The 14,325-nt window shown below is 47.1% G+C and carries 11 protein-coding genes; 5 read left to right on the forward strand and 6 right to left on the reverse strand.

Annotation, left to right across the window (positions count from 1 at the left end):
* Positions 1–6: 6 nt before the first annotated feature.
* Complete coding sequence (locus DN062_RS03470) at positions 7–2,916, reverse strand: insulinase family protein (RefSeq protein ID WP_112157555.1); 2,910 nt, start codon at positions 2,914–2,916, stop codon at positions 7–9.
* A 306-nt stretch (positions 2,917–3,222) separates the two neighbouring features.
* Between DN062_RS03470 and DN062_RS03475 the strand changes: the two genes are divergently transcribed.
* Positions 3,223–3,585, forward strand: coding sequence for a phasin family protein (locus tag DN062_RS03475; RefSeq protein WP_112157557.1), 363 nt, complete (start codon positions 3,223–3,225; stop codon positions 3,583–3,585).
* A gap of 23 nt (positions 3,586–3,608) precedes the next feature.
* Positions 3,609–4,286: a phasin family protein gene (locus tag DN062_RS03480; RefSeq protein ID WP_112157559.1), complete on the forward strand. Its 678-nt coding sequence runs from the start codon at positions 3,609–3,611 to the stop codon at positions 4,284–4,286.
* Between the two features lie 59 nt (positions 4,287–4,345).
* On the opposite strand, the gene DN062_RS03485 is transcribed toward DN062_RS03480, so the two are convergent.
* From DN062_RS03485 to DN062_RS03505, 5 genes are all read right to left on the reverse strand, one after another.
* The gene (locus DN062_RS03485; RefSeq protein WP_112157560.1) at positions 4,346–5,563 is read right to left on the reverse strand and encodes a UbiH/UbiF/VisC/COQ6 family ubiquinone biosynthesis hydroxylase; all 1,218 of its coding nucleotides are present in this window, start codon (positions 5,561–5,563) and stop codon (positions 4,346–4,348) included.
* A gap of 42 nt (positions 5,564–5,605) precedes the next feature.
* Positions 5,606–6,880 carry a serine--tRNA ligase gene (gene serS, locus DN062_RS03490; protein WP_112157562.1) on the reverse strand — a complete coding sequence of 425 codons (1,275 nt, stop codon included), beginning with the start codon at positions 6,878–6,880 and terminating at the stop codon, positions 5,606–5,608.
* Between the two features lie 193 nt (positions 6,881–7,073).
* Positions 7,074–8,429, reverse strand: coding sequence for a replication-associated recombination protein A (locus DN062_RS03495; RefSeq protein ID WP_112157564.1), 1,356 nt, complete (start codon positions 8,427–8,429; stop codon positions 7,074–7,076).
* Positions 8,429–9,064, reverse strand: coding sequence for an outer membrane lipoprotein periplasmic chaperone LolA (gene lolA / locus DN062_RS03500; RefSeq protein WP_162301243.1), 636 nt, complete (start codon positions 9,062–9,064; stop codon positions 8,429–8,431). Before lolA ends, DN062_RS03495 begins: the two co-directional genes overlap by 1 nt.
* 20 nt (positions 9,065–9,084) lie before the next feature.
* Positions 9,085–11,709, reverse strand: a complete 2,625-nt coding sequence (locus DN062_RS03505) for a DNA translocase FtsK (protein WP_112157568.1) — start codon at positions 11,707–11,709, stop codon at positions 9,085–9,087.
* A gap of 195 nt (positions 11,710–11,904) precedes the next feature.
* Here DN062_RS03505 and trxB point away from each other — a divergent pair, with 195 nt between their 5' ends.
* Genes trxB through DN062_RS03520 form a run of 3 tightly spaced genes read left to right on the forward strand, consistent with a single transcriptional unit; the run spans position 11,905 to position 14,314 of the window.
* Complete coding sequence (trxB, locus tag DN062_RS03510; RefSeq protein ID WP_112157570.1) at positions 11,905–12,852, forward strand: thioredoxin-disulfide reductase; 948 nt, start codon at positions 11,905–11,907, stop codon at positions 12,850–12,852.
* Positions 12,853–12,882: 30 nt separating this feature from the next.
* Positions 12,883–13,593 (forward strand): leucyl/phenylalanyl-tRNA--protein transferase, encoded by a 711-nt coding sequence (gene aat / locus DN062_RS03515; RefSeq protein WP_112157572.1) that lies wholly within the window; start codon positions 12,883–12,885, stop codon positions 13,591–13,593.
* A 4-nt stretch (positions 13,594–13,597) separates the two neighbouring features.
* The gene (locus DN062_RS03520) at positions 13,598–14,314 is read left to right on the forward strand and encodes an arginyltransferase (protein ID WP_112157574.1); all 717 of its coding nucleotides are present in this window, start codon (positions 13,598–13,600) and stop codon (positions 14,312–14,314) included.
* Positions 14,315–14,325 lie beyond the last annotated feature (11 nt).

The raw sequence follows: 14,325 nt of genomic DNA on the forward strand, positions 1-14,325 counted from the left end.
CCAATGCTAGATTTCGATGCGATCAAAGGTCTCAGAGAGTGATTCTGAATTTTTGAGGTTGGTGACAACGGCAATGCTCGCTTGATCGAGAGTCAGCCATTCGCCTGCGACCCGCTTAAGATCCTCGAGCGTTACCGATAGTATCCGTTTACGGAACTCTCTACGAAGCTCAGGTGTACGCCCAAACAAGCTGGCATGGTAAGCCTGCTTCGCCTCGCCAGCCGGTGAGCCTGGCTTATCGATTGAACTAATAACACCCAGAATCGCTTCTTCTAACTTTTTAGGGTCATGCTCGGCTGTCAATAACCAATCACGCGCATTAATAAAGTCATCCAGCGTTCCCTCAATGCGTGGGTCACGGTATGAAAAGAAACGGAAAACAGCATCACCATTGTCCTGCCCAGCACCGGCACCATAAGCACCGCCTTTTTCACGAATCGCTCTGTGCAGGTAGCCATTGCGTAAGAAGTCACCCAAGACCGTTAACGCGGCTGCATCGGCATGCTGACCAGTTACTGTTGGAAACGCCATGGCGCAGAAGTTTACCTGCGTGCTGGTTAACCACAACTGTTTAACGGAAGAGCGCGTTGCAGGCAAAGCAAAGGGGGTAAAGTCTTGCGAACTCGGAACATTTGCCCAAATAGCATCTAAGCTGCTTTGAACAGTTGCTAAATGCTCTTCTTCCGCCACCAATAAGAAACGTCTTGGCGACAGGGTGATTTTACCGTGCAGCTTTTGCAGAGATGCGCCAAGAGCGCTCAATGCACTGTCATCATCAAGTCGCTTATCCAAGGATTTCACGGATTTAATGCTGGCAAGACCGCTGTTCAAATGCGCCAAACGTGCCGCTGGGCTCATTCCGGCACAGGCTGCCATCATCGCGTAACTGTGACCTCTTCCTGTGATTGACTGTTCACGACGTGTCCGTTGCTGTGCAACAATTTCACGAATTCTGGGCAGTTCATCAAAGCGTGCATTGACTAGCGTGTCTTGCATTAAGCTTAGCAACTCTTGCTGTTTGACTTGCAGCGCTTTACCCGACATCACCATAAAGGCTTTAACGTCTTGTTCATTGTCGGGCAAGCCACGAATACTGACGTGTGCAGAAAAGCTTCCTGCCACCTCACTCTGAAGCGCTTGATTTGCGCGATAATCTAATTCCCCACGCCCAAGCTCAGTTAAGCAGTGAGAGTACAGGGGCAGTAGTTCTAATTCATCATCCGTTAGAGCCGGTAAATCGATAATGACTTGCTGATAAATTAGGCCATTGGTGCCCGCACTGTACCAAGTGGCATCCAACTGAGGTAAGGGCAAAGACTGGGATTCAGGCAGTTTTAAATCCAGCGGGACATCGTCCAGAGTAACGCACGGCAAAACGGAGTCATCATCGACTTGCTGCTGACGCGCTTCTAAGGCATGCGCCTGATCAATCACTGCTTGAATTTCTTCTGGCGTTAATTGTGATTTCTTTAGCGCAAGCGTTTCCTTTTCGGCGGCATCTTTTAAGCTACTGATTTTATCATCGGGACGCAGCGTAACACGCACGCGATGAGGGTTGTCTAACAACCAGCGCTTAATCAGCGAAGGAATATACTGGGGATCTTGAATTTTTTCTCTTAAGGTTTCGAGAATGGGGTCAATATTAATGGCGGCGAGCGGATCGCCACGGTGAATGGCGGATGATAAGCCTGCTAAAATCAGCTGCAAACCAAACGGATAACCATCACCTGTAATTTCACGCTGGCTTAACTCAAGTTGATGCAACTGCGCTTCGACCATACGCAAGTCGACCCCTTCATCCACGACACGTTGGAGCGTATCGAAAACGAGGGCTTCAAATTCAGATGCTTTCTCAACCTCACTGCCTTCAATTCCGCACATGAAACTCATTTCACGATTGGAATCCTCAAGCCCACAGAGTGGCGAAGGACCCGATCCCAATCCGCTCGATTCCAGCGCGGCACGTAAAGGCGAGCTTGAGTTATCTAACAAGACGCGCGATAACAGATGGCCTTCCATCAGCGCTTCTGTATCAATGGATTTAGGCAGCAGCCATCCTAGAACATGATGGGTGTGCTCTGACAAATCCGCTTCATCACAGGCATAGGCTTCTTCGATCCTGACAGGAGAGAAGTATCGCTTTTCATCGGGGACACTTAGGGTGATTGGACTGGCTTCGAATCGACTCAGAGCCTGCTCGTGCATTTTCTCTTGCAAAACTTCAACCGGAATATCGCCGAACGTCATAAACACCGCATTCGTCGGATGGTAATGGCTCTTATAAAAGTCCAGCAATTGCTCATAGGTCAGATCGGGGATACACGCAGGCTCCCCCCCTGAGTTATGGTGATACGTCGTCTCAGGGAACAGGTAACGCGTCAGAGTCTGCCACAAAACAGATGAAGGCGAGCTCATCGCACCCTTCATTTCATTAAACACAACGCCCTTGTAGACCAAAGGGGTGCTGGGATCATCTGCTTTTTCAAACTCGACTCGGTGCCCTTCTTGCGCAAAATCCAAAGGGTCTAAACGTGAAAAGAAGGTCGCATCAAGATAGACATCTAGAAGATTGAAAAAGTCTTTTCGATTTTGACTCGCAAAAGGATACGCCGTCCAATCGCTGCTGGTAAAGGCATTCATAAAGGTATTGAGTGAACGGCGCGTCATCATAAAGAAGGGGTCGCGAACTGGAAAACGCTCACTGCCGCACAAGGCTGTGTGTTCCAGTATGTGTGCGACTCCTGATGAATCTTCAGGAACCGTTCTGAACGCGACCAAGAAAACGTTTTCATCACGATTCGCTGCAATATGGTAGTGCAAAGCCCCTGTTTTACGATGTTTATACTCAAACACTTCAATATCTAACGACTGAATAACCTGAGAGCGAAGAAAATCAAAACTGGCATGTGCGTTCATAAATGAAGAAATTCCTGCCTTAATACTTAGAGGATCAAAATGAAATATAGATCAGATAGCGAAAGGATGAACCCTGCAAATACGAAGCAAGCAGGTGTTTCTTACGCCCTTTCAGTTTATATAATGTTGATTGTATAGATTCAGATCATGAATTTCAGTGGTTATCAGGATTTTTTCACAATTATGTGTTAGAAGTTAACCTAATGTTGCTCTTGCATTCATATGCAAAATACACGTAAAAAAGTAAACTCAATCATTGATATTTGCTGCAATGCAGCATGACCAACCAACAAGAGGGTGTTGACTATGTATGAAGAACTGAAAAACTCTATGCAACCAGTGATGGAAATGGCTGAAATCAACAAAAAGACCGCAGAAAAACTCATCGCATTGCAGTCAAAATACGTGAATGAATTTGTAAGCTCAAGCATGGCACAAATGAAGGCACTGACCGATATCAAAGATCCTAAAGAAGCAATGGAAGCACAACTCAAATACCTAAAAGAAATTGAGGCCAAAATTGCAGATGTTGCGCAGCAGGAAGTGTCTGCTTTAAGTGAAGCCAAAGCTCAACTGACTGTTTTAATGGAAAAGACTCTTAAGGAAGCGGCAGACAAATCGTATTTCTCAGAAATGGAAAATATGGTCAAGAACTTTACCAAGAAATAGTTTTTGTGCGGTGCAATAATTTTATGCTTGACAGCCTGAAACATTTAAGGTTACATAGCGTCAATGTTGCAACGCACAATTTAGAATTAAACGAGGGAAATCTCATGACTGATCCACTTAAAGACCTTCAAGATGTATTCAAGCCAGTGACAGAACTGTCCGAAAGCCTACTGAAGAATGTTGAAGAACAGTTAGAGCCTGTTAAGGAAAAACTCAAGCCCGCATTGGAAATGGCTGAAGTGAACAAGTCAACAGCAGAGAAACTGATTGCTCTCCAATCAGACTATGTATCTGACTTTGTGAATACTAGCCTTGCTCAATTTAAAGCACTCGTTGAAGCCAAAGATCCTCAAGAAGCTCTGCATCTTCAGGTTGAATACTTCAAAACCCTTGATGCTAAATTTACACATGTTGCTGAAAAAGAATTAGCAGCATTAACTGAAGCCAAAGACAAAATCACTGAAATTGTTGAAAAGTCTTTTGCAGATATAGGCGATGTACCTTTTTTAATGCCTGATCTGAAAAGCATGGATTTCAGCAAGTTTGATATTAGCAGCTTGATTCCAACCGCAAAAAAGGTTGAAGAAGCCGCTGAAGAAGTTAAAGAAGTAGTTGAAGCAACTGTAGAAAAAGCAGCGCCAGCGAAAACAACGCCAGCTCGCAAAATTTCACCTCCTGGAAAAGCAACTCCAGCAAGTTAATTTTACGCTGCCACATTGCAACCTATTTTTTGGCCATGATGAAAATCATGGCCTTTTTTTTAACCGAATCGTCGAGAAAGCTCAGGCAACTGCCCTTCTATTCCCATTGCCAGACGCATAACATGCTCCTTCGCAAAAGGCAGCCGGCCCGCAACACCCAATCCTATATTTCGCAAAAGCTTAATCGGCAGAATACGATTACTAAAGGCTCTATAGAAAAAATCCATTGATTGCATCATCAGCAAATTAGGATGACGGCGCTCCTTCTCATAGCGCGCAAGCCAAGCCATGCTGTAAAAGTCCTGCTGATCTTGAGCATCTAATAAACAAGCGGATATTGCTGCAGCATCTAAAAAGCCAATATTAACACCCTGCCCAGCCAAGGGATGGATCATGTGCGCAGCATCGCCTACCAATGCCACCCCATCATCAACGTAGCGATGCGCATGCTGACGACGCAAGGGGAAAAAGCCTCTCTCCAGTATTGCATCTATCTTGCCTAAGCAACTTGGAAACTGCTCGTGCAGAGCTCGATTAAAGGCATCATCATCCAACGCCAGCAATCGCTTCACATCATTGGGCGTGTTATACCATACCAAAGACGCATGCGATCCAGACAAGGGCAAAAACGCCAAAGGTCCAGTCGGAGTAAACTGCTGCCATGTAATGTCCTGCTGCGGATAGGCTGTTTTCACGGAGGCAATGAGCGCATGCTGAGCATAATCCCATTGAGTAACGCCTATTCCCGCGGCTTGGCGAACATTCGAACTACCACCATCTGCGCCTATTAAAAGGCGACCTATCAGCTCTTGTCCATCCTCTAGCGTGACAATGCTCGACCCAGGAGAATAATCAATGGATTGAGTTTTAACCGGGCATAACAAATCAACGTTATCAAACTCAGACAGCCTTTCAAGCAAAGCAAGCTGGACAATTCGATTCTCAACGATGTTGCCTAGGTAAGGCTCGTTAATATCGGTTGAATTAAACTCAGTGGCGGCTTTGTCTGCATCGGATTCCCAAACTTTCATCCGACGATAGGGGCACAACCGTCTTGAGGTAATGCCTTCCCACGCCCCGACATTTCGCAAGAGGGTTTCCGATGCCACGCTAATGGCCGACACACGCAAATCGTGAGGTTGCTCGAAACTAAAAGGCGCAGGGTACTGGTTTTCCAGAACAGCGACCGAGTAGCGTGAACCGCCCAATGCACACGCAATGGCCGAGCCCACCATGCCGCCGCCCACGATAATAATGTCATATTGACCTTTTTTCATCGCACACTCCTCACGCCTTTCACTCAAAAAACAAAGAGGGCATTAAATTTCTTCAACGCCACCCATGTAGGGTTGTAGAACTGTTGGAACTTTAATTGATCCATTGGCTTGCTGATAATTTTCAAGGACCGCTACTAATGTACGTCCAACAGCTAAACCAGAGCCGTTTAGCGTGTGCAGCAACTCAGGCTTACCTGTCTCAGGATTACGCCATCTCGCCATCATACGGCGTGCCTGGAAGTCACCCATGAGTGAGCAAGATGAGATTTCACGATACTTTTGCTGACCCGGTAACCAAACCTCGATATCGTAGGTTTTCACCGCACCAAAGCCCATATCGCCACCACAGAGGCACACAACACGGTAAGGCAAATCGAGCAACTGCAGAATTCGTTCGGCGTGCCCAGTGAGTTCTTCTAACGCCTGCATCGACTGCTCTGGAGCAACCAAATGCACCAACTCAACTTTTTCAAACTGATGTTGGCGAATCATACCGCGAGTATCACGCCCTGAAGCGCCCGCCTCTGAGCGGAAACACGGAGTATGCGCAACATACTTAAGTGGAAGTTGGTTGGCTTCTATGATTTGGTCACGCACGAGGTTGGTGACAGGCACTTCGGCCGTCGGAATCAAGTAATAGTTACGATCGCCAAATGGCACTTTAAAGAGGTCTTCTTCAAACTTGGGTAACTGCCCTGTTCCCTGTAAAGAATCAGCATTCACCATGAATGGCACGTTGACTTCTTCGTAGCCATGCTCAAGCGTATGGGTATCGAGCATGAACTGAGCCAAGGCACGATGTAAACGCGCCATCGGACCACGCATAACGGCAAAACGTGATCCGGTCAGCTTTGCGGCTGTTTCGAAGTCCAGCGCTGCGTTACGCTCACCCACAGCAACATGATCCAGTACATCGAAATCAAAATCGGCAGGCGCTCCCCAACGTCTTACTTCAACATTGTCATTTTCATCGGCACCTTCGGGCACAGACGCATCTGGAATATTGGGTATCCCTAAGAGCAAGTCGTCTAATTGAGATTGCACCTGCTGAAGCGCGGCTTTGGCTTGATCAAGCTTTTCGCCTAACGCACTGACTTCAGCCAAAAGAGGGGCAATATCTTGTCCCGAGGCCTTTGCCTGCCCAATGCTTTTCGAGCGAGTATTGCGCTCGTTTTGTAAACTTTCAGTTTCGACTTGTAAGGTGCGGCGCTGCTCTTCTAACGTATTGAAGGCCGCAACAGGGAACTCAAAGCCCTTTTTTCTCAACAAGCGAGCAACATCTTCTGGATTGGCACGAACTAATTTTGGATCAAGCATTCAAGACTCTTCCTGGGCTCAAAATATCCAGTCATCATCGACCGGAAAGGTCAGAGGGTTAGTAACTAACGACAGTACGCGATGAACCACATAATTGAATGGGGGACATCATATAAAAATCAGACGCATGAGAACATGGTCACTGAAGAAATGTTAACATATTCCAGCACAAATATTGCTGCAAATCAGTTTTTTAACGCTCCGAATAGCGCTTCTTAGCACTTTGAGCATTTAAGCGTTGTAGATACTCAAGCTTTTCACCTATGCGTATCTCTAGCCCACGAGACGCAGGCTCATAATAGCGACGCTGATGAATGGCTTCGGGCAAATATTCCTCACCTGCGGCAAAGGCGTCTGGCTCATCGTGAGCATAACGATACTCAGCGCCATAGCCCTGTTCTTTCATTAATTTTGTGGGGGCATTGCGCAGATGATTTGGCACTTCATAGCTCGGATCCGTTTTCACATCCGCTAAGCATTGATTAAACGCACGATACAGGGCATTGCTTTTCGGCGCACAGGCACAGTAGACAGCCGCTTGAGCTATTGCTCGCTCACCCTCAGCAGGTCCCACCCGCTCGAATGCATCCCAAGCTGCAATACAAACCTGCATGGCTCTGGGATCTGCATTGCCGATGTCTTCAGACGCAATGGCTACTAAACGTCGTGCAATATAAAGAGGATAGCAGCCACCGTCTAACATGCGACAATACCAATACAGCGCACCGTCCGCTGAAGAACCGCGCACCGATTTATGGAAGGCAGAAATCATATCGTAAAACTGATCGCCACCTTTATCAAAACGCCGCCCTCCGGCTTTTAGAACTTCATCCAGGGTGTCTAAGCTAATCCGCGTTTCGCCTGTCTTGGGATCAAGCATGGCTAAGTCAGACGCAATTTCCAATAAGTTGAGTGCTCGGCGCGCATCGCCATCTGCCGCCTGAATGAGCTGCTCCCTTACCCCTTCATCAAAGTGCCAGATACTTTTTCCTAAACCTTCCGAGGAAGTTAAGGCTCGTTCCAGTAGCTGGGCAATATCGTCAGAGGTTAGGGATCTAAGCAAATACACCCTCGCCCGTGACAACAATGCATTGTTAAGTTCAAAGGATGGATTCTCGGTTGTGGCACCTATAAATACTACCGTTCCATCTTCAACATAAGGCAAAAATGCATCTTGTTGCGATTTATTAAAGCGATGCACCTCGTCAACAAACAGGAGTGTTTTCCGACCTTTGTTGGCCCGAACTTGCTGCGCTTCTTCAATCGCGGCTCGGATATCTTTCACACCTGATAAAACAGCAGACAAGGTAATAAAATGCGCATCGACATGTGTCGCGACCAGTCGAGCCAAGGTCGTTTTACCAACACCTGGAGGCCCCCATAAAATCATGGAGTGCACAAAGCCTTGCTCCAGCGCTCGGCGCAAGGGTTTACCTTCACCCAAAAGATGTCCTTGGCCTACGTACTCACTTAGCTGTTTTGGCCGCATTCTGGCGGCCAGTGGTTGGTAGGCCTGCTCTTGCATTTCATCTGTAAACAGATCTTGCATTAACGATCGCTCTCGTAGAGAACATCGACATCATCAGGCGGCGTAAAGGAAAAGATCGACTCATCCAGCTCTGGATTCAGTTGCACCTCTGACAGCATGATGGTTGAGCGCTGTCCTAGTGTGTCGTCTAACAAAAACTCGGATAAAACTGCATCTTTGAACAATAAGCGAATTCTAGAAAACATCGCTTCTTGTGGAAGTTTTGGAATCAGCTCAAACACCTCCATATCGACCGATCTTTGTAAGAGGGTGACTTCGTACATACGATCCAGCTCATGGATACGGCCATTTAAAATCAAGGCTGGAGCACTCTCTGTGTTTTGATCGGCAGACTTGCGCGTTGCTTGTTCAAGATCTGTGTCGTAGATCCAGATGTACTCGCCATCCGACACAATTTCCTGAGGGAAAGGTGTTTCGGTGTTCCAAACAAATTTATCAGGACGTGACACCGCCAAATACCCTGAAGTCACCTCACCACGCGTTCCTTGTTCGCCGGAAGAGAACTGCTCAAATCGAGCACTAAAACGCTCATAACCCGTTAATAAGGACGCAAGCTGATCAAGCGCATTCGCGTGAACAGGCAATGCCGCCATAAACGCAAGCCCTACAGCCAGCCGTCGTAAACCTTTAAACATAGAATTCATATCCTCAATTTTTAATCTCTAGGTGGCGGGGGAGCAATCACTTCACGTTGGCCGTTTGATCCGGCAGATGTTACAACACCAGCCGCTTCCATGGTTTCAATCATTCTTGCTGCTCGGTTATAGCCAATCTTAAGCCGACGCTGAACCGCCGAGATGGATGCTTTACGACTTTCCGTCACAAAGGCAACCGCTTCATCATACAGCGCATCTTGTTCATCATCGAACATTCCACCTGAACCGGCGCTAAACGAGCCTTCTTCAGACCCCTCTGACACAATTTCGTCAAGATAGTTCGGAGGTCCCAATCGCTTCCATGCCTCAACGGTGCGATGAACTTCGTCATCACTGACAAACGCGCCATGCACACGATTCGGAATACTCGTACCTGCAGGGAGGTAGAGCATATCGCCATGACCTAGAAGATTTTCGGCTCCAGATTGATCGAGGATGGTTCGAGAGTCAATTTTAGACGACACTTGGAAGGCAATACGTGTCGGAACGTTCGCTTTAATCAAGCCAGTAATAACATCAACGGATGGACGCTGCGTTGCTAAAATCAAGTGAATACCTGCAGCCCTCGCTTTCTGGGCTATACGAGCGATGAGCTCCTCAACTTTTTTACCAACCATCATCATCATGTCAGCAAATTCGTCAATGACCACGACAATATAAGGCAGGGTTTCTAAGCAAGGTGCTGGCTCGTCTGCAGGCAAACCGTAATCACTGGCATTCCATAAAGGATCTCTTAGAGGAACACCCTCCTCTTCCGCTTGCAAAACTTTGTCGTTAAAGCCTGCTAAATTCCTAACGCCCATTTTTGCCATGAGCTTGTAGCGACGCTCCATTTCGCCAACACACCAGCGCAATCCGCCTGCGGCCTCTTTCATATCGGTAATAACCGGCGTTAACAAATGCGGAATGCCTTCATAGATAGACAACTCCAACATTTTAGGATCCACGAGAATCAGGCGCACCTCTTTAGGTGTCGCTTTGAACAGCAAACTCAGCAGCATGGCATTAACCCCGACCGACTTACCCGATCCAGTCGTACCTGCAACCAACAAGTGAGGCATCTTTGCTAAATTCGTAACGACCGGATTGCCTGCGATATCGTTGCCCAACGCTAAGGTTAACTTGGATTTCGCTTCACTAAACAATGAAGAACTCAACACCTCACTCAGGTGAACAATCTGGCGACTTTCGTTGGGTATCTCAATCCCTACAACTGACTTACCCGGAATGACTTCAACAACGCGAACACTGGAAACCGCCATGGAACGCGCCAAATCTCGGGCAAGGTTACTGATCTTACTCGCCTTCACCCCCGGTGCCGGCTGAATTTCAAACCGTGTAATCACAGGACCAGGATTTACTTCAACAACTTCGGCTATCACACTGAAATCTTTAAGCTTTTCTTCAAGCAAACGTGACATATGCTCCAGTTGTTCTTCTGTGTACCCTTGCTCACTTTTCTTTTCTGGCGGGTCCAGGAGTGCTTCCACTGATGGCAGCGTCATGCTGGTTTCACGGGCGGCTTGTGAGATTTTACCTGCCTCTTCTAAATCAAGATCTGTATTGGCGATCGGGGTGTGCGTCTCTGATAGCGGCACGATTTTCAGGTGTTTTTTTGCTGCTGTAAGGGTATCTTCGACCATTCGGCGAGCCGTAAAGGGCACCACCTTCGCCTCAGATGCTTCAGGCGCAGGCGAAGGTACTATTTCCTCCGCGACCAGTGGACGACTCTCTGCCCACTTGACGGGCTCCGTGACAGCGACTGGCTCCTCTTCCAGCGTAATGTGGAAATCGCGATTACCAGCATTTGATGTCATTGTTGTGCCATCCTCTTCCAAGGTAATATTGATATCACTCTTGGAAAAAGATGTCAGATCCAAATCAGGCACTTGATCCAACGCTGGCTCTTCGCGCTTACGAGCGGACATACTTTCAGTTGCGGTTTTGAAAGTTTTAGCTGTGGGGTCTTTTACAGGCGTTGGCTGCACTTTAGGCTTAGGCACGCTCAGTTTTGGCACAGGAATACGGATTTGTGCCAAGCCAACGAGAACGCCGACTGCTTTAAAGGGAATTGAGCCGATTCGTTCAAGCAATTTCTGCCATGAAGTCTCCATAAACAGAGTGAGCCCAAAAAACATAACCGTCAAAGCAACAACGGTTGCACCCGGCACGCTCACCAAGGACACAGCGAGGTCTGAAAGCGCAAGACCAACCAAACCTCCGGCGGTAAAGGGATAACCCAACTCTTGGTTAGAAACATGGATAGATGAAAGAACACTGATAGGCAAAAGAAGGAAAATAGCGCCAGTGGTTCTCAACATAAAAAATGGAACAGCATCGACAATGCCAACATATCGCCGCCACATAAAACGGATAGCAGGCCAAAGGATTAAAATGGGTACAATATACGCCGCCGCGCCAACAAAGGAAAAAAGGATATCCGATATCCAAGCCCCCGTTGCGCCCGCCCAATTTGAAACATGCGGTTGATAACCAGCATGAGACCACCCAGGATCCTGTGGGTTATAGCTCCATATTGCAATGCACATAAATACACAGCAACCGATAACAACAATCAGACTTGCTTCCTTCAAGACTCTGGCTAAATGGTCCGTAAGTGACATTGGCCTGGACAAATGCTTCGCGCTCAAGCTCTTTTCCTTATTGCAATTAAATATTCAAGATGACAAAACACTATTGTGCCACAAAATCCCCTGCACTCTGCAGAGATCTGATGTTACTATTGTTGAAATTTTTGCGCTCACCCCAACCTAATATGAAAATAGTCTTGTTTTCAGCATTAAGGATGCCGTTTAACTATGAGTAACACTCAACACCACCGCTTACTGATTCTTGGATCTGGTCCTGCAGGGTATACCGCTGCAGTCTATGCTGCACGTGCAAACCTGAATCCTGTTGTGATAACAGGCATGCAAGCAGGCGGACAGCTTACGACAACAACTGAAGTCGACAACTGGCCTGGCGATGTAGAAGGCGTCCAAGGACCTGAACTCATGCAGCGTATGCAAGCGCACGCCGAGCGATTCAATACACAAGTTCTCTTTGACCACATTCATACAGCTGAATTACAGCAGCGCCCTTTTCGACTCAAAGGCGACATGGGTGAGTATACCTGTGATGCCCTAATCATAGCGACAGGCGCCTCTGCCCAATACCTCGGCCTAGAGTCTGAAGAAGCCTTTAAAGGTAAGGGCGTCAGCGCCTGTGCGACCTGCGACGGTTTTTTCTACAGGGGACAAAAAGTGGCTGTTATTGGCGGTGGCAACACTGCTGTGGAAGAAGCGCTTTATTTATCAAACATCGCAGCTGAAGTTACGCTGATACATCGTCGCGATAGCTTGAGAAGTGAAAAAATTCTTCAGGACAAACTCTTCGAGAAAGCGAAGAACGGCAATATTCGCATTCTTTGGAATCACCAACTGGACGAGGTTCTGGGTGACGCGTCAGGCGTCACTGGCATCCGCATTAAAGATGTCCAAAATGGCGAAGAGCAATCACTTGATCTACAAGGTGTATTCATTGCCATAGGGCACAAGCCAAACACTGATTTATTTGAAGGTCAGCTTGAAATGAAAGACGGCTACCTAAAAATTCAATCAGGTTTAGAGGGCAATGCGACGCAAACAAGCATAGAAGGTGTCTTTGCAGCCGGTGATGTCTGTGATCATATCTACCGACAAGCCATTACCTCAGCTGGTTTCGGCTGCATGGCTGCGCTGGATGCTGAACGTTTTCTGGATAACTAACTAGGCCTTATAAGATAAGGATCGTCGACTGTGATTTCGTGGCTGCACCCAGAAGCATACACCTTTCCTCCCGTGAGCATGGCCCTTCGTGATCCCGAAGGGTTGCTCGCAGCGGGCGGCGATCTTACGCCTGCCCGCATCATTAGTGCCTATAAACGTGGAATTTTTCCTTGGTACAACCCTGGTGAGCCAATCTTATGGTGGAGCCCCGACCCACGCTGTGTGATTTACCCAAATCAAGTCCACATTTCAAAAAGTTTTAAAAAAACCTTACGAAAAAATGATTTTCGGGTGACCTTTGACCTAAACTTTGAAGACGTTATCCGTTCCTGTTCAGGGCCTAGGCAAAAAGCCAGTGGCACTTGGATCAGCGAAGAGATAGTGGATGCTTACACTCGCTTACACCGTATGGGAATAGCTCACTCGGTTGAAGTTTGGCGAGAAAAACAACTTATCGGCGGATTGTATGGCATGGCCTTAGGTCGCGTTTTTTTTGGTGAATCGATGTTTAGCAAAGAAACAGACGCCTCCAAAATTGCATTCAGCTTTTTATGCCATCAGCTGAACAAATGGGGATTTGCCTTAATTGACTGTCAGGTCCACAATCCGCATTTAGAAAGTATGGGGGCAATTGAAATACCCCGTGGTACGTTTATTGACATACTTGCCGAGCATACTGAGGCAGCGCCTCATCAAGGGTGGATGTTCGAGATTGATACACAGTATATTTTAGGCAGTTGATACCATGAGCGATATGCAAACATTGCGTTTCTACGTGACCCCAGATCATGATTGCAGCTATCTACCGGGCATGAAAGCCAAAACCTTATTTGTCGATCCTCAGGCAGTGATTACACCGACCACTTACACTCAGCTGTCGGCACTGGGTTTTCGTCGCAGCGGTGGTCATATTTACCGACCTCATTGTGATCAGTGTCATGCCTGCCAATCTGTTCGAATCCCAATCGATTCATTTACACCCAGCAAAACTCAAAAACGCATTCTTAAACGCAACGCGGATCTCTCCGTGCAGCGGGTTATTCCCACATTAAACGATGAAACCTATCGACTTTATCAACGCTACATCAATAAACGTCATCGAGATGGCGACATGCACCCCCCCAGCACAGATCAATTTTATAACTTTTTAGTCGAAGGCGGACAAGACACTGGATTTTATGAGTTTCGTGACGCCACCGGAAAGCTGATGTGCGTTGCGGTTACAGACCATCTTGTCAATTCGCTATCTGCACTTTACACCTTCTATGAGCCTGATGAAGAACAACGAAGCCTTGGAGCAAACGCTATTTTATGGCAAATAATGGAAGGTAATCGACGCCAAGACCAGTATTTATATTTAGGCTATTGGGTAAAAGCCTGCCGCAAAATGAGTTACAAAACGGCTTATAAACCCCTTGAAGTATTAATAGATGGTCATTGGACGCGTTTAATGCAGGAATAATTTTGAATCGA

The organism is Nitrincola tibetensis (genome assembly GCF_003284585.1).
Classification (GTDB): Bacteria; Pseudomonadota; Gammaproteobacteria; order Pseudomonadales; family Balneatricaceae; genus Nitrincola; species Nitrincola tibetensis.

Bases quoted from the DNA above. Each gene is read 5' to 3' on its own strand.
- DN062_RS03470 (WP_112157555.1), bottom strand. From the start codon at position 2,916: ATGAACGCACATGCCAGTTTTGATTTTCTTCGCTCTCAGGTTATTCAG.
- DN062_RS03475 (WP_112157557.1), top strand. From the start codon at position 3,223: ATGTATGAAGAACTGAAAAACTCTATGCAACCAGTGATGGAAATGGCT.
- DN062_RS03480 (WP_112157559.1), top strand. From the start codon at position 3,609: ATGCTTGACAGCCTGAAACATTTAAGGTTACATAGCGTCAATGTTGCA.
- DN062_RS03485 (WP_112157560.1), bottom strand. From the start codon at position 5,563: ATGAAAAAAGGTCAATATGACATTATTATCGTGGGCGGCGGCATGGTG.
- serS (WP_112157562.1), bottom strand. From the start codon at position 6,880: ATGCTTGATCCAAAATTAGTTCGTGCCAATCCAGAAGATGTTGCTCGC.
- DN062_RS03495 (WP_112157564.1), bottom strand. From the start codon at position 8,429: ATGCAAGATCTGTTTACAGATGAAATGCAAGAGCAGGCCTACCAACCA.
- lolA (WP_162301243.1), bottom strand. From the start codon at position 9,064: ATGTTTAAAGGTTTACGACGGCTGGCTGTAGGGCTTGCGTTTATGGCG.
- DN062_RS03505 (WP_112157568.1), bottom strand. From the start codon at position 11,709: ATGTCACTTACGGACCATTTAGCCAGAGTCTTGAAGGAAGCAAGTCTG.
- trxB (WP_112157570.1), top strand. From the start codon at position 11,905: ATGAGTAACACTCAACACCACCGCTTACTGATTCTTGGATCTGGTCCT.
- DN062_RS03520 (WP_112157574.1), top strand. From the start codon at position 13,598: ATGAGCGATATGCAAACATTGCGTTTCTACGTGACCCCAGATCATGAT.